Here is a 23379-nt window from a genome sequence, read left to right as displayed (position 1 = left end):
TAGCTTTTATCTATCTAAAAACTGAATCTCGATGATCGAATCAGCGCGGAGCCAGCTCGCGTAGATGGCGCGCCACGGCCAGCCAGGCACCGATGTAACCGAGGAACACCGCCCCCAGCAGCAACGACAGGCCGTCGTCGAGCGGCACGCCGGCAAGGGCGAAGTCGCTGTTGTACAGCCCCGCCAGACGCACCACCGCCTGGTTCAGCCAGTCCAGCCCGAAGGCCAGCACCAGCCAGGCCAGCAACCCCGCGCCCAGGCCGTAGAGCGCGCCCATGTAGAGGAAGGGCCGGCGCACGTAGCTGTCGGTGCCGCCGACCAGCTTGATCACCTCGATCTCGGTACGGCGGTTCTCGATGTGCAGGCGGATGGTATTGCCGATCACCAGCAACAGCGCCAGCACCAGCAGCACCGTGAGGCCGAAGACGAAGCGGTCGCCGAGGCCGAGGATCGCGGTGAGCCGCTCGACCCAGACCAGGTCGAGCTGCGCCTGCTGCACCTTGGGCAGCTCGGACAACGCCTGGCGCAGCGCCTCCAGGGCGGCCTTGTCGATCTCGTTTGGAGTCACCAGGACAACGCCAGGCAGCGGATTGTCCGGCAACTCCTTGAGCGCCTGGCCGAGGCCGGACTGCTGCTGGAACTCGTCCAGCGCGCGTTGCCGGCTGATCCACTCGGCGTCCGCCACGCCCGGCATCGTGGCGATGTTGTCGCGCATCGCCTCGCCATCCTTGTCGGTGGCGTCCATCTGCAGGTAAAGGGAAATCTGCGCGGCGCGCTGCCAGGAACCGCCCAGCCGCTCGACGTTGCTTAGCAGCAGCGACAGGCCCATCGGCAGGCTCAGGGCGATGGCCATCACCAGGCAGGTGAAGAAGCTGCCGATCGGTTGCCGGCCGAGGCGCAGCAGGCTGTCCACCAGGCTGGCGCGATGGCTTTCCAGCCAGGCGTGCAGCAACGTACGGAAGTCCGGGCCGTCGTCGTGGTGCTGCGGCTCCGGCTGCTGCTTACGCGCCGCGCCGACGCGCTCGGACGGCTTGGGTGGCGGCATGCGGGTGGCGCTCATGCGGCCTCCCCGTCGCCGATCAGGCGTCCGCGCTGCAGGGTCAGCATGCGATGGCGCATGCGCGCGATCAGCGCCAGGTCGTGGCTGGCGATCAACACCGTCGTGCCGAGGCGGTTGATGTCCTCGAACACGCCCATGATCTCCGCAGCGAGGCGCGGGTCGAGGTTACCGGTGGGTTCGTCGGCGAGCAGCAGCGCCGGGCGATGCACCACCGCGCGGGCGATGCCGACGCGTTGCTGCTGGCCGGTGGACAGGTCGGCCGGATACAGCTCGGCCTTGTCGTGCAGGCTGACGCGCTCCAGCGCGGTGCCGACGCGTTCGGCGATCTCGTCGCGGCCCAGGCCGAGGATCTGCAGCGGCAGTGCGACGTTGTCGAACACCGTGCGATCGAAGAGCAGCTGGTGGTTCTGGAACACCACGCCGATCTGCCGGCGCAGGAACGGAATCTGCGCGTTGGTGATGGTCGACAGATCCTGTCCGGCGAGCAGCAGCTTGCCGGTGGTGGGTCGTTCCATCGCCAGCAGCAGCCGCAGCAGGGTGCTCTTGCCGGCACCGGAATGGCCGGTGACGAAGAGGAATTCGCCGCGCTTCACACGGAACGACAGCTCGTGGATGCCGACGTGGCCATTGGGATAGCGCTTGCCGACCTGATCGAAACGGATCATGCAGGGGTTTTCTCCGAGAACAGCGCCTTGACGAAGGCTTCGGCCTCGAAGTCGCGCAGGTCGTCGATGCCTTCGCCGACACCGATGTAGCGGATCGGCAGACCGAACTGCTTGGCCAGGGCGAAGATCACCCCGCCCTTGGCGGTGCCATCGAGCTTGGTCAGGGCCAGGCCGGTGAGCGCGACCGCCTGGTTGAACTGCTTGGTCTGGTTGATCGCGTTCTGCCCGGTGCCGGCGTCAAGCACCAGCAGCACCTCGTGCGGCGCCGCCTCGTCGAGCTTGCCGATCACCCGGCGGACCTTCTTCAGTTCTTCCATCAGGTTGTCTTTGGTGTGCAGACGCCCGGCCGTGTCGGCGATCAGCACGTCGACGCCGCGCGCCTTGGCGGCCTGCACCGCATCGAAGATCACCGAGGCGGAATCAGCGCCGGTGTGCTGGGCGATCACCGCGATGTTGTTGCGCTCACCCCACACCTGCAGCTGTTCCACGGCCGCGGCGCGGAAGGTGTCGCCGGCGGCGAGCATGACCTTCTTACCTTCGAGCTGGAGCTTCTTCGCCAGCTTGCCGATGGTGGTGGTCTTGCCGGCACCGTTCACGCCGACCACAAGGATCACGTACGGGCGGATTTGCGCCGGAATCCGCAGCGGCTGTTCGACCGGAGCGAGCAGCGCGGCCAGTTCGTCCTGCAGCGCCTTGTACAGCGCGCCGCTGTCGGCCAGCTCCTTGCGCGCCACGCGCTTGGTCAGGCTCTGCATGATCGCCGAGGTGGCCTCGACGCCGACGTCGGCGGTCAGCAGGCGGGTTTCCAGTTCGTCGAGCAGGTCGTCGTCGATCGCCTTCCTGCCGAGAAACAGGCTGGCCATGCCTTCGCCGAGACTGGCGCTGGTCTTCGACAGGCCCTGACGGAGACGGGCGAAGAAACCGGCCTTGTCGACGGGTTTGGCGACTTCAACCGGCGCAGCGGCGAGAGCAGGAATGATCGGCTCGGGCTCGGCGACGACTGCCTGCGGCAAGGGCGCGGGCTCTGGTTCGGCCAGGCTTTCAGGCAGGTTTTCCAGCACCAACGGCTGCGGCGCGCTGGCGCTCGGCAACGCCTCGGCGGGAATTTCTTCGAGGCTCGGCTCGGCCTCCGGCTGCGGCGCGGCCGGGGTCGGCTCGGCGCTGTCCTGCGGCTTCTTGCGCAGCCAGCCGAACAGGCCTTTCTTCTCTTCCGGAGCGACCGGGGGCTTCTTGTCGTCGTTGGAACCAAACATGGGGACGGGTATCTCAAGGGAGCGCCGCGCCAGCGGGCTCGTCCAAACATAAAGAGGGCGTCGGCCGAACGGGGCGAAACGAAAGGGACGACACACCTGGCGACTCGAGCAGGTTTTCCGCCACCCGCGAAGGCAGCGTCGCAGGGCGGCCCCGACAGGCATGGCCGCCGGGAAAATGGATGCGTATCCTAGCACCTCCTCGCCCGCTGAGGCTAAGACCCGGCGGCCCGCCCGAAAGGTCCATTCGATGAACAAAGCGCTTCTCTGCCGTGTCGCCGGTGTGCTCCTCGGCGCCCTCTGCATGCCGCTGCCGCTGCTGGCCGCGGAACCCTCGCCCACCCACGAATTCAGCCTCGACAACGGCCTCAAGGTCCTGGTCCGCGAGGACCACCGCGCCCCCGTGGTGGTCTCCCAGCTCTGGTACAAGGTCGGCTCGAGCTACGAACAGCCGGGTCGCACCGGGCTCTCTCACGCCCTAGAACACATGATGTTCAAGGGCAGCCGCAAGCTCGGCCCGGGCGAGGCCTCGCTGATCCTGCGCGACCTCGGCGCCGAGGAAAACGCCTTCACCAGCGACGACTACACCGCCTACTACCAGGTGCTGGCGCGCGATCGCCTGAACGTCGCCCTCGAGCTGGAAGCCGACCGCATGGCCGGGCTCAAGCTGCCGGCCGACGAGTTCAGCCGCGAGATCGAAGTGATCAAGGAAGAACGCCGCCTGCGCACCGACGACAAGCCGAACGCCCTCGCCTTCGAGCGCTTCAAGGCCATGGCCTACCCGGCCAGCGGCTACAGCATTCCCACCATCGGCTGGATGGCCGACCTTGAGCGCATGCAGATCGACGAACTGCGCGCCTGGTACCAGAGCTGGTATGCGCCGAACAACGCCACCCTGGTGGTGGTCGGCGATGTCAGCGCCGACGAGGTCAAGGCGCTCGCCCAGCGCTGGTTCGGCAACATCCCGAAACGCGCGGTGCCCTCTTCCAAACGTCCGCTGGAGCTGGCGGAACCCGGCGAGCGGCGCCTGACGCTGCACGTCAAGACCCAGCTGCCGAGCCTGATCATGGGTTTCAACGTGCCGGGCCTGGCGACCGCCAAGAATCCGCGGGAGGTCAATGCCCTGCGCCTGATCGGCGCGCTGCTCGACGGCGGCTACAGCGCACGACTGCCGTCGCGGCTGGAGCGTGGCGAGGAGCTGGTTTCCGGCGCGTCAGCCTGGTACGAGGCCTATACCCGCGGCGACAGCCTGTTCGTCGTCAGCGCCACGCCCAACGTGCAGAGGGGCAAGACCCTGGCCGACACCGAAGCCGGCGTCTGGCGCCTGCTCGACGAGCTGAAGAAAACCCCGCCGTCCGCCGAGGAACTGGCCCGTGTCCGCGCCCAGGTGATCGCTGGGCTGGTCTACGAGCGCGACTCGATCACCAGCCAGGCCAACACCATGGGTCAGCTCGAAAGCGTCGGTCTGTCCTGGAAGCTGATGGACCAGGAGCTCGCCGATCTCGAAGCCGTCACCCCGGCGGATATCCAGGCCGCCGCCAGCACCTATTTCACCCGCACGCGGCTGAGCGTCGCCCACGTTCTGCCCGAGGAAGCCCACGATGAGTGAGTCCAACAACGACCTGCGCCACAGCCTGTTCGGCCTCGTCCTGATCATTCTCATCGTGCTGCTGGCCGTGTACGTCAACCATGACCGCCAGCCCGCCGCGCAAGCCGTGCCACACCAGAGCGAAGCGCAGGCCAGGCTCGAGTCGCTGGCCGAGCTGGACAAGAAGGCGCCGAGCTACCGCAACCTGGACATCCAGAGCTGGCAGACCGCCGAGGGCGCCAAGGTGCTCTTCGTCGAGGCCCGCGAGGTGCCGATGTTCGACCTGCGCCTGACCTTCGCCGCTGGCAGCGCCCAGGACGGCGACGTGCCCGGCCTGGCCACGCTGACCAACGCGATGCTCAACGAAGGCGTCGCCGGCAAGGATGTCGGCGCCATCGCCGAAGGCTTCGAGGGCCTGGGTGCCGACTTCGGCAACGGCGCCTACCGCGACATGGCCATCGCCAGCCTGCGCAGCCTGAGCGCGGTCGACAAGCGCGAGCCGGCGCTGGCGCTGTTCGCCGAAGTGATCGGCAAGCCGACCTTCCCCGCCGACTCGCTGGCGCGGATCAAGAACCAGTTGCTGGCCGGCTTCGAGTACCAGAAGCAGAACCCCGGCAAGCTGGCCGGCGATGCGCTGTTCGAGCGCCTCTACGGCGACCACCCCTACGCGCACCCCAGCGACGGCAACGAGGCGACCCTCCCGGCGATCAGCCTGGAACAGCTGCGCGCCTTCCACCAGAAGGCCTACGCCGCCGGCAACGTGGTCATCGCACTGGTCGGCGACCTCTCGCGCAGCGAGGCCGAAGCCATCGCCGCGCAGGTCTCCAGCGCCCTGCCGAAAGGTCCGGCACTGGAGAAGATGGCCGAACCGCAGGCGCCGAAACCCGGCCTCAGCCATATCGAGTTCCCCTCCAAACAGACCCACATCCTGCTCGCCCAGCTCGGCATCAAGCGCGGCGACGCGGATTACGCGGCGCTGTTCATGGGCAACCAGATTCTCGGCGGCGGTGGCTTCGGCACCCGGCTGATGAAAGAGGTGCGCGAGAAACGCGGCCTGACCTACGGCGTCAGCTCCGGCTTCTCCGGCATGCAGGCGCGCGGCCCGTTCATGATCAGCCTGCAGACCCGCGCCGAGCAGAGCGAAGGCACGCTCGGGCTGGTCCAACAGATCGTCCGCGACTACCTCGCCGAAGGTCCCACGCAGAAGGAACTCGACGACGCCAAGCGCGAGCTGGCCGGCAGTTTCCCGCTGACCACCGCGAGCAACGCCGACATCGTCGGCCAACTGGGCGCCATGGGTTTCTACGACCTGCCGCTGAGTTATCTGCAGGACTTCATGAACCAGGCCCAGGCGCTGAGCGTCGAACAGGTCAGGGCGGCGATGGCGAAACACCTCTCCGCCGATGACTTCGTCGTCGTCACGGCCGGCCCCACGGTGGCGCAGAAGCCGTTGCCGGCGCCGACCGACAAACCCGCCGAACAGCCCCTCGGGGTCCCGGAGCACTGATGCGCGGACAGACCGTCAAACCCTCGCGTAGCGCCGCAAAGCCCCATGGCGGCACGGGATCGCTGCGCATCATCGGCGGCGAATGGCGCAGCCGGCGTTTCGCCTTTCCCAACGGCCCGGCCCTGCGGCCGACCCCGGACCGGGTTCGCGAGACGCTGTTCAACTGGCTGGCGCCGTACATCGAGGGCGCACGCGTGCTGGATGCCTACACCGGCAGCGGCGCGCTGTTCCTCGAAGCGCTGTCGCGCGGCGCCGGGCAGACCCTGGCGCTGGACACCAACGGCGAGGCGCTGGCCGCGCTGCGCCAGCACCTCGACACCCTGGCCTGCGGGCGCGGGCAACTGGTCCAGGGCGACGCCCTGCGTTACCTCGAAAACCAGGCCGCGCAGCCGTTCGACGTGGTCTTCCTCGATCCGCCCTTCCACCAGAACCTGCTGCAGACCAGCTGCGAGCTGCTGGAAAACCGCGGCTGGCTGGCCGAACACGCATGGATCTACACCGAAAGCGAAGGCGCCCCGTCAAGCCTGCCAATGCCCGCCAACTGGCGCCTGCACCGCGAAAAGAACGCCGGCCAGGTGCATTACGCGCTCTGGGAGCGCGGCTAGCGAACTCTGGAGTCTGGTCTAGCCGGCATCAACGGCTCAGCCAGCGCATCACCAGCCGGTTCATCCACGGCGGCGACAGCTGCCCGGCCCAGTAAAGTGCCTTGAACTGCGCGCCTATCGGCCGGTGCACGGCATCGCAGGTGGTGTGCCGCCAGGCCGCCTCGGCGATCGTCTCCGGTCCCATGCGCAACCCAAGCCTGAGCAGCACTGGCGGCTCGAAGATTTGCCGGGTGACCATCGGCGTGCGCACGAAGGGCGGCATCAGGTCGGCGACGCGAATCCCGTGTGGCCGCCACTCCAGCTCCAGCGCCTCGGTCAATCCGCGCACGGCGAATTTCGACGCCGAATAGCTGGCCATCTGGGGCACGCCGTAGAGCCCGGACGCGAAGCCCATGTTCAGCACCTGCGCCCCCGGCGTTCGCTGCAAGTGGGGAAACGCGGCATGGCAACAGTTGATCAGCCCCTCCACGTTGATCGCGACGATGCGTCCGTGCTCCTCGGCGGTGATCTCGGCGAAGGCGCCGAAACGCAGAATGCCGGCGCAGTTGAACAACATGCGCAGGTGGCCGCCACAGGCTTCGGCAAAAGCGCCCAGCGCCGCGTCCACCGCCGGCCTGTCCAGCACATCCAGCTCGGCATGCCAGGCACCCTCCAGTTCCCCGGCCAGCGCGGCCAGTGCCGCGCCATCGCGATCGAGCAGGCCGACGCGCCAGCCACGCGCATGGAACAGCCGCGCCGTGGCGGCGCCGATACCGGAGGCGGCGCCGGTAATGAGGATGCTGTTCATCCCCGGTGCGACGAAACGCGCCACCTCGTCCAGCGCCCGATCGGCCACCGCCAGCACGCCGGCATGCGCCTGGAACACGTGCCAGCAGCCGAGGTAACGCTGCAGGCTTAGGCTCACGCCCGCCGCCCGCGCGCGCTCGGCCAGGCGCAGGCTGTCATTGCGCAGGATCTCGTCCTCGCCGACCTGGATCAGCAGCGGCGGCAGACCGGAAAGATCGGCATTCAGCGGCGATAGCTCGGGCGCCTCGCGCGGGATGTGCGGCGGGAAGAACGCGCGCGCCGCCTGTTCGATCCACGCCGCCGAGAGCAGGGGATCGCCGGCCGCCGGGGCGTGCCGTTCGCTGCCGCCGGCATCGGTCAGCGGCGAGAACAGCACGAGCGCGGCGGGCAACGGCAAACCCCGCGCCTTCAGCGCGAGCGCGGTGATCAGCGCCAGGTGGCCGCCGGCGGAATCCCCGGCGAAGACGATCCGCGCCGCCGGCGTACCCTGCTCCAGCAGCGCCGCGTAAGCCGCCAGCGCATCCTCCAGCGCCGCCGGATAGGGATGTTCGGGCGCCAGCCGGTAGTCCAGCGCGCAGACGTCGGCACCGCAGCGCCTGGCCAGGTTCGCGGTGATCGAGCGATGGGTGGCCGGCGAGCCGATGACGTAGGCGCCGCCGTGCAGGTACAGCAGCACCTGGCCGCCGCCCTGCGGCACGCGCGACCATTCGCAAGGCACGCCGCCGATGCTCCCGCGCTGGCGACGAACGCCGCGCGGAGTCAGCGTCGCCGCGGCGAGCACGCGAAGCACCAAGCGCTGCCCGGCAATCGGCATCGGCGGGCGGATCAGCCCGCGAAACAATAGGCGCAGGGTACCGCGCAGCAACCCGCCGAGCAGACGCTGGGACGCGCCCGCGGACGCAGGGATATCAACGGACGAGGTCATAATCGGTGAACTCCGGTAGGCGGGTCTGCTGGCGGTAACGGAAGGTGAAGCCCGGCCAGTTGTTGGTGTTCTTACCGGCGGCGGTCTTGTACCAGCTGTGGCAGCCGCGCTCCCACACGGTGTGCCGCACGTCCTCCTGCAGGCGCTGGTTGAACGCGGCCTGCACCTGCGGCTTGAGGTCGAGGTAGCGCAACCCGTCGAGGCGGCGCAGGCAGGCCAGCACATAGGAAAACTGGCTCTCGAGCATGTAGAGGATCGAGTTGTGGCCGAGGTTGGTGTTCGGTCCGTAGAGGATGAACAGGTTGGGGAAGCCGGCGACGCTGATGCCTTTGTAGGCCTCGGCGCCGTCCTTCCAGGCGGCGCCGAGCTCGCGTCCGTCGAGGCCGTACAGCCGCATGGGGGCGAGGAATTCGGTGGCGGCGAAGCCGGTGCCGTAAATGATCGCGTCGACCTCGCGCAAGCGGCCGTCGGCAGTGACCACGCCGCTCGGGACCACCTCGCGGATCGCCGTATCCACCAGTTCCACGTTGCTTCGCGCCAGCGCCGGGTAGAAGTCGTTGCTGATCAGGATGCGCTTGCAACCCAGCGGATAGTCCGGCTGCAGCCGCCGGCGCAGCGCCGGATCGGCGATGCTGCGGCGCAGGTGCCAGAGAAAACGCAGGCGCATCACCTTCATCAGCGGCGGAAACACCGAGAAGGCCAGCACCCGCGCCTCGTGCTGCACGTACTTGAGGCCGCGGTCGAGGCGCTGCAGCCACGGCAGGCGCGCCTTCAGGCGACGCTCCCAGGGTGCGTAGGCGCGATCCGGCTTGGCGATCACGTAGGCGGCGCTGCGCTGGAACAGATGCAACCGGGCGACCTCGCCGGCGATCGCCGGCACGAACTGGATCGCGCTGGCACCGGTGCCGATCACCGCCACCCGCTTGCCGCGCAGGTCCAGGCCATGCCGCCAGTGCGCCGAATGGAAGCGTTCCCCGGCGAAGCGCTCCAGTCCGGGAAGCGACGGATACAGCGGCCGACTGAGCTGGCCGGTGGCGCTGACCAGCGCCCGCGCGGCGTAACGCCGGTCCTCGCCGTCAAGCACATTCCAGACGCCGGCTTCTGCGTCGAAGCGCGCCTCGGCGACCTCACAGCCGAAGCGGATGAACGGCCGCAGCCGGTACTTCGCCACGCACTGCTGCTGGTAGGCGAGGATCTCCGCCTGCGGGGCGAACTTGCGCGACCAGTCGGCCTTCGCCTCGAAGGAGTAGGAATACAGGTGCGAGGGCACGTCGCAGGCGGCGCCAGGGTAGTGGTTGTCGCGCCAGCAGCCGCCGATGTCGTCGGCCTTCTCGAGTATCAGGAAGTTTTCAATGCCGGCCTGGCGCAGTTTGATCGCCAGACCCAGGCCGGCGAAACCGGCGCCGATGATCAGCACGCGCAGGGGCGCCGGGGGGTGGGGATTATTGTTCATTGTTCTCTCCCATCGTTGGACCGAGCAGTCCGGCGCGATCCCTCCGCAGCGAGGCGGATGCCACCATCCTAGCCATTCGCGGCGATCGTGCCAGCGACGTGCCCGGCAACAGTCCCACGCGGTAGCATGACGCCGATAAAACCTCCCGAGGATTGTCCCCGCATGCCCGACGCCCCCTTCCAGCCCGCCTGGTGGCTGCCCGGCCCGCACCTGCAGACGCTGTGGTCGCCGTTCTGCCGCAGGCCGCAGCCGCTCGAGCGCCAGCGTGAGCGGCTATGGCTGGAGGACGGCGATTTCATCGATCTCGACTGGCACGGCCCGCACGACACCGAGGCGCCGCTGGTGCTGGTGCTGCACGGACTCACCGGCTCGTCCGCCTCGCACTATGTGATGGGCCTGCAGGGGCGCCTGGGCGAGAACGGCTGGGCCAACGTGGCGATCAACTGGCGCGGCTGCTCGGGCGAGCCGAACCTGCTGCCGCGCGCTTATCACTCCGGCGCCAGCGACGACCTCGGCGCGGTCATCGAACACCTGCAGCGCAAGCGTCCGCTGGCGCCGCTGCACGCGGTGGGCTATTCGCTGGGCGGCAACGTGCTGCTCAAATACCTCGGCGAGCGCGCCGCGAACTGCCCGCTGCGGGGCGCCGTGGCGGTGTCGGTGCCCTTTCGCCTGGACCAGTGCGCCGACCGCATCGGCCTGGGCTTTTCGCGCGTCTACCAGGCGCATTTCATGCGCGCCATGCTCGCCTACGTGAAGGACAAGCAGCATCTCTTCGCCCACCAGGGCATGGCCGACCGGCTGTCGGTGATGGAGAAGCTCGGTCCGCTGGACGATGTGCGCACCTTCTGGGATTTCGACGGACGCATCACCGCGCCGCTGCACGGATTCGCCGATGCGCAGGATTACTACCGGCGCTCGTCGAGCCGCTATTTCCTCGGCGACATCCGCGTGCCGACGCTGATCATCCAGGCCGCCGACGATCCGTTCGTCTTCGCCCACAGCGTGCCGACGGTGGACGAGCTATCGGCCAGCACCACCCTGGAGCTGCAGGCGAAAGGCGGGCACGTCGGCTTCGTCGAGGGCTCGCCGCGGCGTCCGCTGTACTACCTGGAGCGCCGCATCCCGCAGTGGCTGGCGCAGTTGGCGAAGCGCTAGCCAGGCGCTGTTCCCATCCACGTCGCTCCGCCGGTGGAACGATGAAGCGTGATCCACCCTACGTCCTGGACAGCTATTCCTGCCCGAGCACTCGTTCCAATGGCACGAATAGACGGTCGTAGAGCCGATCCACCGCACCCTGCGCGGCGGGGGTGAGGTAGCCGCCTTCCAGCGCCAGCACTTGGTAGACGCCACGCCGCATCAGGTCCTCGTCGAGCTCGGCGGAGGCGCCGCGCACGGTGCAGAGGAAGCGCACCCAGGAGGTCATCATGATCCAGGCATTCAGGCTCAGCGCCTCCACCTGCGCCGGACTCATGCTCAGGATGCCGGCCTCGACGAAGCCGGCGTAGATGGCCTGCACGTGGGTCAGGCAGCGCTGGGCAAACTGCCGGTAGCGCTCGGCCAGCGCGGCGTCGGTTTCCAGCAGGTGTTCGAGGTCGCGGTGGAGGAAGCGGTAGTGCCACATCGCGGCGAGCGCCGCTTCCAGATAGAAGGTCTTGTCGTCCACCGTCAGCGCGCGCTCCGGACGGCGCAGGAAGACATCCACGCGGCTTTCGTACTCGGCGAACAACTCGGCGATGATCGCCTGCTTGTTGCGGAAGTGGTAGTACAGGTTGCCCGGCGAAATCTGCAGGTGCGCGGCGATGTGGTTGGTGGTCACGCTGCGTTCGCCCTGCGCGTTGAACAGTTGCAGGCTGGCCTGGACGATGCGCTCGCGGGTCTTGGGTGCTGGCGGCATGGCTCGCTCGATGGGGGCAGGTGGGCACAAGGTACAACGCGGGGCGCATGGGCACACCTCCACGGATCGGCCGCACCCGCTTTTGGTTGGCTGGCGCGGTTCGCGCCGGGCGCCCAGGCTCCACTCGACAAGCGCGGGCGCCCCGACATTTGACACTTTAGAGCAATTGCTCTAAAAATTCCCGAACGACAATAACAACCGCCCCGCCAAGGTGCCGCCATGCCCGCCGATCTCGCCCTGATCACCCCGCTGCCGTCCGTCCACCCCCAGGATGCCGGGCCGCTGGAAGCGCTTCTCTCCCGGCAACGCGCCGCCTTTCGGGCCGATCCGATGCCTTCCGCCGAGGCGCGCATCCGCCGCCTCGGCGATCTGCACCGGTTGCTGCTCGATGAACAGCAGGCGATCGTCGCCGCCATAAACGCGGACTTCGGCAACCGCTCGGCCGATGAAACCCTGCTCGCCGAAATCATGCCCTGCCTGCACGGCATCGCTTATGCCCGCAAGCGCCTGCGCAAATGGATGAAGCCCTCGCGGCGCGCCGTGGGGCTGCAGTTCCAGCCGGCCAGCGCCCAGGTGGTTTACCAGCCGCTGGGAGTGATCGGCGTGATGGTGCCGTGGAACTACCCACTGTTTCTCGCCCTCGGTCCGGCGATAGGCGCGCTGTCGGCGGGTAACCGGGTGATGATCAAGATGAGCGAATCGACACCCGCCACCTCGCGCCTGCTCAAGACCCTGCTGGCGAAGATCTATCCGGAAGACCTGGTGGCGGTGGTCGAGGGCGACGTCGAGGTGGGCATCGCCTTCTCGCGCCTGGCCTTCGACCACCTGTTGTTCACCGGCGCCACGGGCATCGGCCGCCAGGTGATGCGCGCGGCGGCGGACAACCTCGTGCCGGTGACTCTCGAACTGGGCGGCAAGTCTCCGGTGATCATCAGCGCCGAGGCGCCGATGGCGCAGGCCGCCGAGCGCATCGCCTGGGGCAAGACGCTGAACGCCGGGCAGACCTGCATCGCCCCGGACTACGTGCTGGTGCCGCGGGCGCGCCTGCAGGAATTCGTCGCCGCCTACCGCGAGGCGGTGCAGCGCTTCTTCCCGGCGCTGGAGAACAATCCGGACTACACGACGATCATCAACCCGCGCCAGCTGGCCCGGCTCAACGACTACCTGAGCGATGCCCAGGCACATGGCGCAACCCTGCTGCCGCTGTTCCCGCAGAGCCAGGGCGCGCGCCTGGCGCACACCCTGCTGCTGGACGTGAACGACGAGATGCGCGTGATGCAGGACGAGATCTTCGGTCCGCTGCTGCCGGTGATTCCCTACGGGACGCTCGACGAGGCGCTGGACTACGTCAACGCGCGGCCACGCCCGCTGGCGCTGTACTTCTTCGGCTACGACAAGGCCGAGCAGCGCCGCGTGCTGGCGCAGACCCACTCGGGCGGCGTCTGCCTCAACGACACCCTGCTGCACGTCGCGCAGGACGACGTGCCCTTCGGCGGCGTCGGCCCCTCGGGCATGGGCCACTACCACGGCCACGAGGGATTCCTCACCTTCAGCAAGGCCAAGGCGGTGTTCAGCAAACCGCGCTTCAACGCCGCGCGGATGATCTACCCGCCCTACGGCAAGGCGATCCAGAAGCTGGTCTACAGACTGTTCATCCGCTGACCCGGTGCGGCGAACCCTAGAGCGACCACACGAATGACCAACACCACGCTTTCCACCCCGGCGCTCAGCCGCCGCGGCCTGCTCAGGGTCGGCCTGGTCGGCTCGGCGTTCCTCGCCACCGCCGGCTTCGGCGCCGCGCTCAGCGGTTGTTCGGCGAGCAGCCCGGCCAGCGGCTATACCGTGCTGCGCGAAACCGACCTGCCCTTTCTCCGCGCACTGATCCCGGTAATGCTCGAAGGCGGGGTGCCTGCCGCGCAGATGCCCGCGGCGATCGACGGCACCCTGCAGAGCCTCGACTACAGCCTCGACCACCTCTCCCCGGAACTGCTCACGCTGACCCTGCAACTGTTCGACGTGCTCGCCCTGCCGATCACCCGCGGGCCGCTGACCGGCGTGTGGGGCAGTTGGGACAACGCCGGAGCCGACGACATCCGCCAGTTCCTCGCACGCTGGCAGGACAGCTCCATCTCCCTGTTGCGCATGGGCCACGAGTCCCTGCTCAAGCTGGTGATGATGGCCTGGTACAGCCGCCAGGAGTCCTGGGCGCATTGTGGCTATCCCGGCCCGCCGACGATCTGACGATGGCGGCGCATCGCCCGTCCGCCCGCAGGCGCGCTGTGAATTCGGACCCCATAAGAACAAGAGAGAAGCCTGAATGCCCGTACCCGATCCGTTCCGCGAAGGCCTGGCCCGCGGCTGGAAGACCCACGACGGCTCACGCCTGGAAAACGACCTGACCCTGGAATGCGACGTGGCCATCGTCGGCACCGGCGCCGGCGGCGGCACCACGGCGGAAATCCTCAGCGCCGCCGGCTACAAGGTGCTGCTGATCGAGGAAGGTCCGCTGAAGACCAGCAGCGACTTCAAGATGCAGGAGGCCGAGGCGTACCCGAGCCTCTATCAGGAAGGCATCGGCCGGATGAGCAAGGACGGCGCCATCGTCATCCTCCAGGGTCGCGCAGTGGGCGGCACCACGCTGGTCAACTGGACCTCCAGCTTCCGCACCCCGGAGCCGACCCTCGAACACTGGGCAAGCGAGTACGACGTCAGGGGCCACAGCGCCGCCGAGATGGCGCCTTGGTTCGCGCGGATGGAAGAACGCCTCGGCGTGACTCCCTGGGCACTGCCGCCGAACGGCAACAACGACGTGCTACGCATGGGCTGCGAGACGCTCGGCTATCACTGGAAAGTCATCCCGCGCAACGTCCGTGGTTGCTGGAACATCGGTTACTGCGGCATGGGCTGCCCGACCAACGCCAAACAATCGATGCTGGTGACGACCATTCCGGCAACCCTCGACAAGGGCGGCGAGCTGCTCTACCTGGCTCGCGCCGACAAACTGCTGCTCGACGGCGACAAGGTCACCGGGTTGAGCTGCCAGGCGCTGGACGCACGCTGCGTGGCGCCGACCGGGCGACGCATCACGGTCAAGGCGCGGCATTACGTGCTCGCCGGCGGCGGCATCAACACCCCGGCGATCCTCCTGCGCTCCGCCGCGCCGGACCCGCACGGGCGCACCGGCAAGCGCACCTTCCTGCACTTGGTGAACTTCTCCGCCGCGCAGTTCGAGCAGGTCATCAATCCGTTCTACGGGGCGCCGCAGTCGATCTATTCGGACCATTTCCAGTGGGACGACGGCCCCACCGGGCGGATGTCCTTCAAGCTCGAAGTGCCGCCGCTACAACCGGCGCTGTCCTCCACCCTGCTCGGCCGCTTCGGCGAGGAAAACGCGCTGCGCATGGAACAGTTGCCGCACACCAACGTGATGCTCGCCCTGCTGCGCGACGGCTTCCACCCGCAGAGCACGGGCGGCAGCGTGGAGCTGCGCGGCGACGGCTCGCCGGTGCTCGATTATCAGGTCAGCGACTACGCCTGGGACGGCCTGCGCCGGTCCTTCCAGACCATGGCCGAGATCCAGTTCGCCGCCGGCGCCAAGGCGGTGCTGCCGCTGCACGCCGACGCCAACTACGTGACCACGCCAAAGGCCGCGCGCGAGCTGATCGACGGCCTGCGCCTGGAGCTGTTCCGCACGCGCCTGGGCAGTGCCCACGTGATGGGCGGCTGCGCCATGGGCGAGGACCCCAAACGGGCGGTGGCCGACAGCCTGGGCCGGCATCACCAGTTGCAGAACCTGTCGATCCACGACGGCTCGCTGTTCCCCACCAGCATCGGCGCCAACCCGCAGCTGTCGGTCTACGGGCTCACCGCCCAGCTGGCCACGCACCTGGGCGAGCGGCTGAAGGCGTGAGCCGCGCAGCACCGCTTCGGCGCGGCGCGCATCCCGCCCATTCGCCACAAGAATGCCGACGATCACGCCATCGCGCCCCGCTTGGCCGCTCCGGCCTGCTGCGCTACCATCCGGGTCCCCTTGATCCTGCCAGGACATCGCGATGAACCGAGTGCTGTACCCGGGTACGTTCGACCCCATCACCCAGGGGCACGGCGATCTCATCGAACGCGCATCGAAACTGTTCGACAGCGTGGTCATCGCCGTCGCCGCCAACCCGAAGAAGAACCCGCTGTTCCCCCTGGAGCAACGCGTCGAACTGGCCCGCGAAGTGACCCGGCACCTGCCCAACGTCGAGGTGGTCGGCTTCTCCACGCTGCTGGCGCATTTCGTCAAGGAGCAGCAGGCCAACATCATCCTGCGCGGCCTGCGCGCGGTGTCCGACTTCGAGTACGAATTCCAGCTGGCGAACATGAACCGTCAACTGGCGCCGGACGTGGAGAGCCTGTTCCTCACGCCGTCGGAGCACTACTCCTACATCTCCTCGACGCTAGTCCGCGAGATCGCCAACCTCGGCGGCGACATCACCAAGTTCGTTCATCCGGCGGTCGCCCGGGCCCTCGCGCAACGCTTCAAGCGCTGAGCGGGAACCCTTCGCGCGCGGCCGGATCGAACGCCGCGCCCCTACCCATTCGCCGCCGCGGCGTGCAAGCCCGGCGACGATGCGGCACAATTTACGGCCACCTTGCCAGTGCCCAGGCCGTTCGCCTCGGCAGGAGTTGTTCGATGTCCCTGAAAATCACCGACGATTGCATCAACTGCGACGTCTGCGAACCCGAGTGCCCGAACGGGGCGATTTCCCAAGGCGAGGAGATCTACGTCATCGATCCCAACCTGTGCACCGAGTGCGTCGGCCACTACGACGAACCGCAGTGCCAGCAGGTGTGTCCGGTGGACTGCATTCCCCTCGACGAGGCGCGCGTCGAGACTCGGGAGCAGTTGATGAGCAAGTACCTGATCATCACGGGCAAGGCCTGACATGCGCCGCTTGCAGCGGGCGTTCCTCGGCTTCGCCGCCCTCCTTCTCGTCTGCACCGCCCAGGCCCAGAGCACCGGCGAGGCCGCCGTCGCCAGTGCGCACCCGCAGGCCACCGCCGCCGGCCGGGAAATCCTCGATGACGGCGGCAACGCGTTCGACGCCGCCGTCGCCGTGGCCGCCGCGCTGGCGGTGGTCGAACCCTACGGCTCGGGACTCGGCGGAGGCGGCTTCTTCCTGCTGCGCCGCCCGGGCGATCCGCTGCGCTACAACTTCCTCGACGCCCGTGAGCGCGCTCCGCAGGCCGCCAATGCCGACCTCTACCGGCGCGACGGCGCCGTGCAGCCGCGGCTGTCCCTCGACGGCGCGCTGGCCGCGGCGGTTCCCGGCCTGCCGGCGGCGCTGGTCGACCTCTCCGCACGCTACGGCAAGCTGCCGCTCAAACGCGCGCTGGCGCCGGCGATCCGGCTAGCCCGCGACGGTTTCGCGGTCGACGCCGTCTACCGCGAACGCGCCGCCTGGCGCCTCGCCGCGCTGCGCGACGATGCGGAAAGCGCACGGCTGTTCCTGGTGGACGGCGACGTCCCGACCGAAGGCAGCGTGCTGCGCCAGCCGGAACTGGCCGCCACCCTAGAAGCACTGGCCGAACAGGGCCGCGACGGGTTCTACAAGGGCGCCGTGGCGCAGCGGCTGGTCGACGGCGTGCGCGCCGCCGGTGGCATCTGGACCCTGGAAGACCTGGACAAGTACCGCGTGGTCGAACGCACGCCGCTGCGTTTCGCCCTCGCCGGCGGCCGCGAGCTGATCGCTGCGCCGCCGCCCTCGGCCGGCGGCATGGCCCTGGCGCAGAGCCTCGCCATGCTGCAGCAACTGCCGCTGGCGGAGGCCGACAAGCTGCAGCGCGCGCACTACGTCACCGAAGTGCTACGCCGCGCTTACCGCGACCGCGGCCTGCTCGGCGACCCGGATTTCGTCGCCGCGCCGCTGGCCAAGCTGCTGCGCGCCGATTACCTGAAGGGCCTCGCCGCTGGCATCGACCCGACCAGGGCCACCCCGAGCGCCGAACTGCCGCCCTCGCCCGCCTGGCGCGAAGGCGATAACACCACGCACTTCGCCGTGCTCGACGCCGACGGGCGCGCGGTCGCCGCCACCCTGTCGATCAACCTGCCCTTCGGCGCCGCCTTCAGCCCGGCCGGCAGCGGCGTGCAGCTCAACGACGAGATGGACGACTTCGCAGCCGATCCGCAGGGTTCCAATACCTACGCGCTCAGCGGCAGCCAGGCCAACGCCATCGCCCCCGGCAAGCGCCCGCTGTCGAGCATGAGCCCCACCTTCATCGAGAGCCGCGACGACTTCGCTGCCTTCGGCACGCCCGGCGGCAGCCGCATCCCGAGCATGGTGCTGCTCGCCGTGCTGGACTACCTCGACGGCAAGCCGGTGGCCGAATGGCCGAAGACGCCACGCTTCCATCATCAATACCTGCCGGACGTGCTGGAGTACGAGGCGGATGCCTTCAGCGCCGCGGAAGTCGCCGAGCTGCAGGCGCGCGGCTATACGCTCAGGCAGGTCGACCGGCGCTACGGCAATTTGCAGGTGCTGCGCTGGCACAAGCCGTCCAACCGCGTCGAAGCCGCCAGCGACCCCCGCGGCATCGGCACCGCCGCGGTGTTTCCGAGGGCCATGAAAAAGCCGGTCGATTGACCGGCTTTTCTTTGCAGCGGGGTTCGCCTCAGTCGGCGTGGTTGTAACCGGTGGTGGTGCAGCCCAGGCAACGCACGAAGGCAGCCTTGCCGGGATCGACCACCAGCGCCTTGCCAGAGTCGCCGATGCTGCCACTCGCAGCGGTGAACGGCAGTGCCACGACGAACGCAGCCGCGCCGATCACGGTCGCCGCGATCAGCAGGGGCCGCGCAATAACCAGATCGCCGATCATTGCATACGCAGGTGGCGCCTCGACGGTGTACATCGGGTCGCCGGACGAGTTCTCCTCCACTACCTGCCCGGCCTGGGCGGGCAAAGCCAGCGAGACGGTGGTCAGCGCCAAGACAAGAGCAGTGCAACGAAACAGGTTCATCGGGCGGTCCTTCAGGGGATGCGGGGCGTTGGCCGTAACTATAACAGCGCCGCGGCAATTGTCAGCGTGCGCTTCTTATCATCGCCGAGAGGTCACGCCTCAGCGCTGGCAGCGGCCGCAATACACGCTGGCGCGCTGGCCCAGGCGAACCTCGCGCAGGGTGCTGCCGCAGACCTTGCAGAACTCGCCGCCACGACCGTAGACGAACAGCTCCTGCTGGAAATAGCCGGGCAGCCCGTCGCCGCCGACGAAGTCGCGCAGGGTCGTGCCGCCGCGCTCGATGGCATGCGCGAGGATGCGCTTGATCTCCTGCGCCAGGCGCTGGTAACGCGCCCTGGAGATCGCGCCCGCCGCGCGCCGTGGGTCGATGCCGGCGGCGAAAAGCGCCTCGCTGGCGTAGATGTTGCCCACCCCGACCACCACCGCGTTGTCCATGATGAACGGCTTGACCGCCATCGAGCGCCCGCGCGACAGCTCGAACAGGCGCTCGCCATCGAAGGCGTCGGTCAGCGGCTCCGGCCCGAGGTTGCGCAGCAGCTCGTGGGCCAGCGGATCGGCGCTCCAGAGCAGCGCGCCGAAGCGGCGCGGGTCGGTGTAGCGCAGCGACATTCCCGACTCCAGCTCGAAATCGACGTGCTCGTGCTTCAGCGCCGGCTGGCCGCTGGGCACCAGGCGCAGGCTGCCGGACATGCCCAGGTGGGCGATCAGCGTGCCGCTCTCGGCCTGCAGCAGCAGGTACTTGGCGCGCCGCTGGACGTGTTCGATGCGCTGCCCGGACAGGCGCACGTCGAGGTCCTCGGGAATCGGCCAGCGCAGGCGCCGCTCACGCACGATCACCCGCTCGACGCGCTGACCTTCGACGTGGGGAGCGATGCCGCGGCGGGTGGTTTCGACTTCGGGTAATTCGGGCATGGGAACGTCGGGCTGCCAGGGAGGGGTAGGGCGCGGGAAAAGCGCATCGAGCGATCCGCAAGGTGCGCCTGGCGCACCCTACGGGCAGTGGCTAGCCCACGCCCAGCTCGCGGATGCTTTCCTTGAGGGTTTCGTAGTCGTATTCGGAGAGGCCGATGTAGTCCAGCACGTAAGGGCGCACCACGTGCCACTCGTGGTCCTCGGTCTGGCCGCCGAGCACCCGGTAGCAGCCGCAGATGTGCTCGGCCATCTTGAGGATCGCCAGCAGGTTCTTCAGTTGGCTGTCGCGGCCGGAGTCCTCGCTGAAGATCGCCAACGCGTTGTGATGGTTGGCGATCGCCTCGCAGAGGTGCGGATTGAGGTTCCACGAACGCGCCGTGTAGTAGCCGACCACCGCGTGGTTGGTATTGAGCAGCCGGTTTTCCGTATCCACCACGCGGCGCTCGGCGGTGGCGCTGGCGTAGGCCTCTTCCAGCACGCTCATATAGTGCGGAAAGCGCTTGAGCATCAGCGGGATGCCGCAGTTGTGGAACAGCCCCAGCGCGTAGGCCTCGTCCACCGCCTGGATACCGACGCGCTTGGCCAGCGTCAGGCAGGTCATCGCCACGTCCTGCGCGGTGTCCCAGAAGCGGTTCAGGGTGACGATGGTCTCGTCGCTCATCTCGCCCCGGATCGACTGCGCGTTGATGATGTTGATCACGCTGTTGCAGCCCAGCAGATTCACTGCGCGCTGGATCGAGCTGACCTTGTTGGCCAGGCCGAAGTACGGCGAATTGACGATCTTCAGCAGCGCGCCGGACAAACCGGGGTCCTGGCTGATCAGCTTGGCGATCGCCTTGAGGTCCGGGTTGGGCATCAACTGCTCCATCTGCAGGTCGACCATGATCTGCGGTTGGGGCGGCACGCTGATGCCTTGCAGGGCCTTGCGGATCTGTTCGGTGGAGAGTTCCTGAGACATGACGGACGCATCGGGAAGTGAGGGGAATTGCCGCAGTTTGCCATCTGCAGCTCGTCCGCGACACCGAACTTTCACCTGAGGCGCCGTTCGGTATTCCTTGCACGGCGCAGCGCGCAAGCCGGCCCGCCAGGCTCTGCCGCGCGGCTCGCAGGCTGCGCCCCACACCTTCGAGGAGAACTTCATGAACGCATCGCTGAACGGCAAGAAAGTCGCCATCCTGGTCACCGACGGTTTCGAGCAGGTCGAGCTGACCGGCCCCAAGGACGCCCTTGAGAAGGCCGGCGCGACGGCCCACATCATTTCCGCCAAGACCGGCAAGGTCACCGGCTGGAACCACACCACGCCGGCCGACACCTTCGAGGTCGACAAGACCTTCGAGAGCGCCAACATCGACGATTACGACGCCGTGCTGCTGCCCGGCGGCGTGGTCAACGGCGACACCATCCGCACCGACGAGAAGGCCCAGGCGCTGGTCAAGGGCGCGGCGAACGCGAACAAGCCGATCGCGGTGATCTGCCACGGCGGCTGGATTCTCGCCAGCAGCGGCCTGGTCAAGGGCAAGACCATGACCAGCTGGCCATCGCTGACCGACGACCTGAAGAACGCCGGCGCCAACTGGATCGACCAGCAGGTGGTGGTGGACGGCACGCTGATCAGCAGCCGCAAGCCCGACGACATCCCCGCCTTCAGCCAGAAGCTGATCGACGCACTGGTAGCCTGATCGCGACGGCAATGAAAAAGCCCGGCGATGCCGGGCTTTTTTTCGTTCGCAGTTCAGCTCAGTTCAGGCGCTTGCCGCCACGCCCAGCACGCCGCCGATCATGCTTCCGGTCTCCTCCAGGTCGATGTGCCACTGCATCGCCTCGCGCAGCAGGTGCGGGGTGTGACCGCCCTTGGCGCAGGCACGCTCGAAGTAGTCGTTCAGCGCCGCGCGGTAGCTGGGGTGCACGCAATGGTCGATCACCGCCCGCGCGCGTTCGCGCGGCGCGAGGCCGCGCAGGTCGGCCAGGCCCTGCTCGGTGACCAGGATGTCGACGTCGTGCTCGGTGTGGTCGACGTGGCTGACCATCGGCACGACGCTGGAGATCGCGCCGCCCTTGGCGATGGACTTGGTGACGAAGATCGCCAAGTGCGCGTTGCGGGCGAAATCGCCGCTGCCACCGATACCGTTCATCATTTTCGTGCCGCCGACGTGGGTCGAGTTGACGTTGCCGTAGAGGTCGAACTCCAGTGCCGTGTTGATGCCGATGATGCCGAGGCGGCGCACCACTTCCGGGTGGTTGGAGATTTCCTGCGGGCGCAGCACCAGCTTGTCCTTGTACTTCTCCAGGTTGCCGAACACCTGGGCATTGCGCCGCGCCGACAGGGTGATCGAGCTGCCCGAGGCGAAGCGCAGCTTGCCGGCGTCGATCAGGTCGAAGGTGGAGTCCTGCAGCACCTCGGAATACATGCTGAGGTTCTCGAACGGCGACTCGATCAGCCCGCACATCACCGCGTTGGCGATGCTGCCGATGCCGGCCTGCAGCGGGCCGAGGCTGTCGCTCATGCGCCCGGCCGCCACTTCGCCCTTGAAGAAATCGATCAGGTGGTCGGCGATGGCCTGGGTCTCCGCGTCCGGCGGCAGCACGGTGGACGGCGAATCCGCCTGGTTGCTGACGACGATGGCGACGATCTTCTCCGGCGGGATCGGAATCGCCCCGCTGCCGATGCGGTCGTCCACGCGGGTCAGCGGGATCGGCGTGCGGGTGGGCCGGTAGGTGGGGATGTAGATGTCGTGCAGGCCTTCCAGATTCGGGTTGTGCGCCAGGTTGATCTCGACGATTACCCGCTTGGCGAAGATCGCGAAGCTAGCCGAGTTGCCCACCGAGGTGGTCGGCACGATGTGGCCGTCCTCGGTGATCGCGACCGCTTCGATCACGGCGATGTCCGGCAGCTTGAGCTGGTGGTTGCGCAGCTGCTCGACGGTTTCCGAGAGGTGCTGGTCGATGAACATCACGCTGCCGTCGTTGATCGCCTTGCGCAGCGTGGCGTCGACCTGGAACGGCATGCGCCGGGCCAGCACGCCGGCCTCGGTGAGCTGCTTGTCGAGGTCGTTGCCGAGGCTGGCGCCGGTCATCAGGCTGATCTGCAGCGGATGCTTGCGGGCCCGCTCGGCCAGCGCGCGCGGCACCGCCTTGGCTTCACCGGCGCGGGTGAAACCGCTCATGCCGACGGTCATGCCGTCTTCGATCAGCGCGGCGGCTTGCTCCGCACTCATCAGTTTGTCGAGCAGGGAGGGCAGGCGCACACGGTCGGAATGCATGGTTGGGGTCTCGCGAGCTGGGCTGGAAGGTGCGCAGCGTAGTCGATGCAAGACCCTACGAAACGTGCGTCATACCAAAGTCGCAGGCGCGCCCGGCGCGCAACTGGCGCCCGGTCCACCGCCTGTGCTGAGATGCGCGCTCATTCCCGACGCCGACCGCCATGCCCTCCTCCGCCCTCGACCTGCTCGCCGCCCACCGGTTCTTCCACGACCTGCCGCCGACAGAGCTGGAGACCCTTTCCGGTAGCCTGCAGCGTTGCCGCTTTCCCGCCGGCGACCTGCCGTTTCGCAGCGGCGAGCAGGCCCGACGCTGCCTGCTGCTCGGCGACGGCGAGGTGCAGGTGCTGCGCTTCGGCCAGGATGGCGAGGAGCGCGTGCTCGGCCAGTTCGGCCGCGGCGAGCTGATCGCGGTGGCGGCGCTGTTCATGGCCGACGGTCGCTACCCGGCCAGCGCCCGCGCGCAGACCGCGGTGTC

Annotated in this window: 22 protein-coding genes and 1 pseudogene; 12 read left to right on the top strand and 11 right to left on the bottom strand. The window is 68.1% G+C overall.

The genetic code is table 11. The features are described from left to right. Positions 1-40: 40 nt before the first annotated feature. The 3 genes from ftsX to ftsY are packed head-to-tail and all read right to left on the bottom strand — an operon-like array spanning position 41 to position 2978. Positions 41-1060: a permease-like cell division protein FtsX gene (gene ftsX / locus B2X67_RS02390; protein ID WP_286784494.1), complete on the bottom strand. Its 1020-nt coding sequence runs from the start codon at positions 1058-1060 to the stop codon at positions 41-43. Continuing rightward, entirely contained in the window at positions 1057-1725 is a 669-nt protein-coding gene (gene ftsE, locus B2X67_RS02385) for a cell division ATP-binding protein FtsE (RefSeq protein WP_090224165.1), read from the bottom strand. The genes ftsX and ftsE overlap by 4 nt, the downstream gene beginning before the upstream one ends. Beyond that, positions 1722-2978, bottom strand: a complete 1257-nt coding sequence (ftsY, locus tag B2X67_RS02380; RefSeq protein WP_286784493.1) for a signal recognition particle-docking protein FtsY — start codon at positions 2976-2978, stop codon at positions 1722-1724. The genes ftsE and ftsY overlap by 4 nt, the downstream gene beginning before the upstream one ends. A 247-nt stretch (positions 2979-3225) precedes the next feature. On the opposite strand from ftsY, the gene B2X67_RS02375 reads away from it, so the two are divergent. From B2X67_RS02375 to rsmD, 3 genes are read left to right on the top strand one after another with little or no spacing between them, the layout of a single operon-like run. Continuing rightward, positions 3226-4584, top strand: a complete 1359-nt coding sequence (locus B2X67_RS02375; protein ID WP_286784492.1) for a M16 family metallopeptidase — start codon at positions 3226-3228, stop codon at positions 4582-4584. Beyond that, a complete protein-coding gene (locus B2X67_RS02370; protein WP_286784491.1) occupies positions 4577-6070 on the top strand; it encodes a M16 family metallopeptidase in 1494 nt (497 codons plus the stop codon). The genes B2X67_RS02375 and B2X67_RS02370 overlap by 8 nt, the downstream gene beginning before the upstream one ends. After that, positions 6070-6675, top strand: coding sequence for a 16S rRNA (guanine(966)-N(2))-methyltransferase RsmD (rsmD, locus tag B2X67_RS02365; RefSeq protein WP_286784490.1), 606 nt, complete (start codon positions 6070-6072; stop codon positions 6673-6675). The genes B2X67_RS02370 and rsmD overlap by 1 nt, the downstream gene beginning before the upstream one ends. Positions 6676-6703: 28 nt before the next feature. On the opposite strand, the gene B2X67_RS02360 is transcribed toward rsmD, so the two are convergent. The 3 genes and pseudogenes from B2X67_RS02360 to B2X67_RS02350 all read right to left on the bottom strand — a co-directional run bounded on the left by B2X67_RS02360 (position 6704) and on the right by B2X67_RS02350 (position 9839). Next, positions 6704-7462, bottom strand: a complete 759-nt coding sequence (locus tag B2X67_RS02360) for an SDR family oxidoreductase (protein WP_286784497.1) — start codon at positions 7460-7462, stop codon at positions 6704-6706. Positions 7463-7471: 9 nt separating this feature from the next. Continuing rightward, positions 7472-8386 (bottom strand): annotated as a pseudogene (locus tag B2X67_RS02355) (alpha/beta hydrolase); the annotation flags it as partial. After that, positions 8370-9839, bottom strand: a complete 1470-nt coding sequence (locus B2X67_RS02350) for a flavin-containing monooxygenase (RefSeq protein ID WP_286784489.1) — start codon at positions 9837-9839, stop codon at positions 8370-8372. The pseudogene B2X67_RS02355 and the gene B2X67_RS02350, both read right to left, overlap by 17 nt. 162 nt (positions 9840-10001) lie before the next feature. Between B2X67_RS02350 and B2X67_RS02345 the strand changes: the two genes are divergently transcribed. Beyond that, positions 10002-10994 carry a hydrolase gene (locus B2X67_RS02345; protein ID WP_286784488.1) on the top strand — a complete coding sequence of 331 codons (993 nt, stop codon included), beginning with the start codon at positions 10002-10004 and terminating at the stop codon, positions 10992-10994. A 73-nt stretch (positions 10995-11067) separates the two neighbouring features. Here the strand turns inward: B2X67_RS02345 and B2X67_RS02340 are convergent, their stop codons facing one another. Further along, the gene (locus B2X67_RS02340) at positions 11068-11733 is read right to left on the bottom strand and encodes a TetR/AcrR family transcriptional regulator (RefSeq protein ID WP_286784487.1); all 666 of its coding nucleotides are present in this window, start codon (positions 11731-11733) and stop codon (positions 11068-11070) included. 219 nt (positions 11734-11952) lie between these two features. Between B2X67_RS02340 and B2X67_RS02335 the strand changes: the two genes are divergently transcribed. The 6 genes from B2X67_RS02335 to ggt all read left to right on the top strand — a co-directional run bounded on the left by B2X67_RS02335 (position 11953) and on the right by ggt (position 18359). After that, entirely contained in the window at positions 11953-13395 is a 1443-nt protein-coding gene (locus B2X67_RS02335) for a coniferyl aldehyde dehydrogenase (protein ID WP_282339322.1), read from the top strand. A gap of 33 nt (positions 13396-13428) precedes the next feature. Continuing rightward, positions 13429-13974, top strand: coding sequence for a twin-arginine translocation pathway signal protein (locus tag B2X67_RS02330; protein WP_282339321.1), 546 nt, complete (start codon positions 13429-13431; stop codon positions 13972-13974). A gap of 76 nt (positions 13975-14050) precedes the next feature. Then, on the top strand, positions 14051-15643 hold the full coding sequence (locus B2X67_RS02325) for a GMC family oxidoreductase (protein ID WP_286784486.1): 1593 nt from the start codon (positions 14051-14053) through the stop codon (positions 15641-15643). Positions 15644-15785: 142 nt separating this feature from the next. Next, positions 15786-16265, top strand: coding sequence for a pantetheine-phosphate adenylyltransferase (gene coaD, locus B2X67_RS02320; RefSeq protein WP_090224188.1), 480 nt, complete (start codon positions 15786-15788; stop codon positions 16263-16265). A gap of 143 nt (positions 16266-16408) precedes the next feature. Continuing rightward, entirely contained in the window at positions 16409-16660 is a 252-nt protein-coding gene (locus B2X67_RS02315) for a YfhL family 4Fe-4S dicluster ferredoxin (protein WP_058163014.1), read from the top strand. Between the two features lies 1 nt (position 16661). Continuing rightward, positions 16662-18359: a gamma-glutamyltransferase gene (gene ggt, locus B2X67_RS02310; protein ID WP_286784485.1), complete on the top strand. Its 1698-nt coding sequence runs from the start codon at positions 16662-16664 to the stop codon at positions 18357-18359. Between the two features lie 28 nt (positions 18360-18387). On the opposite strand, the gene B2X67_RS02305 is transcribed toward ggt, so the two are convergent. From B2X67_RS02305 to B2X67_RS02295, 3 genes are all read right to left on the bottom strand, one after another. Continuing rightward, the gene (locus tag B2X67_RS02305) at positions 18388-18732 is read right to left on the bottom strand and encodes a multidrug transporter (protein WP_282339318.1); all 345 of its coding nucleotides are present in this window, start codon (positions 18730-18732) and stop codon (positions 18388-18390) included. A 99-nt stretch (positions 18733-18831) separates the two neighbouring features. Then, positions 18832-19644 carry a bifunctional DNA-formamidopyrimidine glycosylase/DNA-(apurinic or apyrimidinic site) lyase gene (gene mutM, locus B2X67_RS02300; RefSeq protein WP_090224193.1) on the bottom strand — a complete coding sequence of 271 codons (813 nt, stop codon included), beginning with the start codon at positions 19642-19644 and terminating at the stop codon, positions 18832-18834. A gap of 91 nt (positions 19645-19735) precedes the next feature. Next, complete coding sequence (locus B2X67_RS02295) at positions 19736-20548, bottom strand: HDOD domain-containing protein (protein ID WP_286784496.1); 813 nt, start codon at positions 20546-20548, stop codon at positions 19736-19738. 235 nt (positions 20549-20783) lie between these two features. Between B2X67_RS02295 and B2X67_RS02290 the strand changes: the two genes are divergently transcribed. After that, on the top strand, positions 20784-21323 hold the full coding sequence (locus tag B2X67_RS02290; protein WP_286784484.1) for a type 1 glutamine amidotransferase domain-containing protein: 540 nt from the start codon (positions 20784-20786) through the stop codon (positions 21321-21323). A gap of 63 nt (positions 21324-21386) precedes the next feature. Here B2X67_RS02290 and B2X67_RS02285 read toward each other — a convergent pair whose 3' ends face one another. Next, on the bottom strand, positions 21387-22904 hold the full coding sequence (locus B2X67_RS02285) for an acetyl-CoA hydrolase/transferase family protein (protein ID WP_286784483.1): 1518 nt from the start codon (positions 22902-22904) through the stop codon (positions 21387-21389). A gap of 161 nt (positions 22905-23065) precedes the next feature. On the opposite strand from B2X67_RS02285, the gene B2X67_RS02280 reads away from it, so the two are divergent. Next, positions 23066-23379: Crp/Fnr family transcriptional regulator (locus tag B2X67_RS02280; RefSeq protein WP_286784482.1), on the top strand; the 314-nt coding region annotated here is incomplete at its 3' end.

Origin of the sequence: Pseudomonas sp. UBA3153, assembly GCF_002364635.1 — a bacterium.
Classification (GTDB): domain Bacteria; phylum Pseudomonadota; class Gammaproteobacteria; order Pseudomonadales; family Pseudomonadaceae; genus Pseudomonas_O; species Pseudomonas_O kuykendallii.
Note: the sequence above shows the minus strand (reverse complement) of the source record. Positions and strands in the feature narration are given on the sequence as shown.

What these genes read in the sequence shown, in the direction of transcription:
- B2X67_RS02315 (WP_058163014.1), top strand. Translation starts at nt 16,409, where the DNA reads ATGTCCCTGAAAATCACCGACGATTGCATCAACTGCGACGTCTGCGAA.
- B2X67_RS02345 (WP_286784488.1), top strand. Translation starts at nt 10,002, where the DNA reads ATGCCCGACGCCCCCTTCCAGCCCGCCTGGTGGCTGCCCGGCCCGCAC.
- ftsX (WP_286784494.1), bottom strand. Translation starts at nt 1,060, where the DNA reads ATGAGCGCCACCCGCATGCCGCCACCCAAGCCGTCCGAGCGCGTCGGC.
- B2X67_RS02285 (WP_286784483.1), bottom strand. Translation starts at nt 22,904, where the DNA reads ATGCATTCCGACCGTGTGCGCCTGCCCTCCCTGCTCGACAAACTGATG.
- B2X67_RS02375 (WP_286784492.1), top strand. Translation starts at nt 3,226, where the DNA reads ATGAACAAAGCGCTTCTCTGCCGTGTCGCCGGTGTGCTCCTCGGCGCC.
- B2X67_RS02305 (WP_282339318.1), bottom strand. Translation starts at nt 18,732, where the DNA reads ATGAACCTGTTTCGTTGCACTGCTCTTGTCTTGGCGCTGACCACCGTC.
- mutM (WP_090224193.1), bottom strand. Translation starts at nt 19,644, where the DNA reads ATGCCCGAATTACCCGAAGTCGAAACCACCCGCCGCGGCATCGCTCCC.
- ftsY (WP_286784493.1), bottom strand. Translation starts at nt 2,978, where the DNA reads ATGTTTGGTTCCAACGACGACAAGAAGCCCCCGGTCGCTCCGGAAGAG.
- ggt (WP_286784485.1), top strand. Translation starts at nt 16,662, where the DNA reads ATGCGCCGCTTGCAGCGGGCGTTCCTCGGCTTCGCCGCCCTCCTTCTC.
- coaD (WP_090224188.1), top strand. Translation starts at nt 15,786, where the DNA reads ATGAACCGAGTGCTGTACCCGGGTACGTTCGACCCCATCACCCAGGGG.
- B2X67_RS02340 (WP_286784487.1), bottom strand. Translation starts at nt 11,733, where the DNA reads ATGCCGCCAGCACCCAAGACCCGCGAGCGCATCGTCCAGGCCAGCCTG.
- B2X67_RS02290 (WP_286784484.1), top strand. Translation starts at nt 20,784, where the DNA reads ATGAACGCATCGCTGAACGGCAAGAAAGTCGCCATCCTGGTCACCGAC.
- B2X67_RS02325 (WP_286784486.1), top strand. Translation starts at nt 14,051, where the DNA reads ATGCCCGTACCCGATCCGTTCCGCGAAGGCCTGGCCCGCGGCTGGAAG.
- rsmD (WP_286784490.1), top strand. Translation starts at nt 6,070, where the DNA reads ATGCGCGGACAGACCGTCAAACCCTCGCGTAGCGCCGCAAAGCCCCAT.
- B2X67_RS02335 (WP_282339322.1), top strand. Translation starts at nt 11,953, where the DNA reads ATGCCCGCCGATCTCGCCCTGATCACCCCGCTGCCGTCCGTCCACCCC.
- B2X67_RS02350 (WP_286784489.1), bottom strand. Translation starts at nt 9,839, where the DNA reads ATGAACAATAATCCCCACCCCCCGGCGCCCCTGCGCGTGCTGATCATC.
- ftsE (WP_090224165.1), bottom strand. Translation starts at nt 1,725, where the DNA reads ATGATCCGTTTCGATCAGGTCGGCAAGCGCTATCCCAATGGCCACGTC.
- B2X67_RS02370 (WP_286784491.1), top strand. Translation starts at nt 4,577, where the DNA reads ATGAGTGAGTCCAACAACGACCTGCGCCACAGCCTGTTCGGCCTCGTC.
- B2X67_RS02330 (WP_282339321.1), top strand. Translation starts at nt 13,429, where the DNA reads ATGACCAACACCACGCTTTCCACCCCGGCGCTCAGCCGCCGCGGCCTG.
- B2X67_RS02360 (WP_286784497.1), bottom strand. Translation starts at nt 7,462, where the DNA reads ATGAACAGCATCCTCATTACCGGCGCCGCCTCCGGTATCGGCGCCGCC.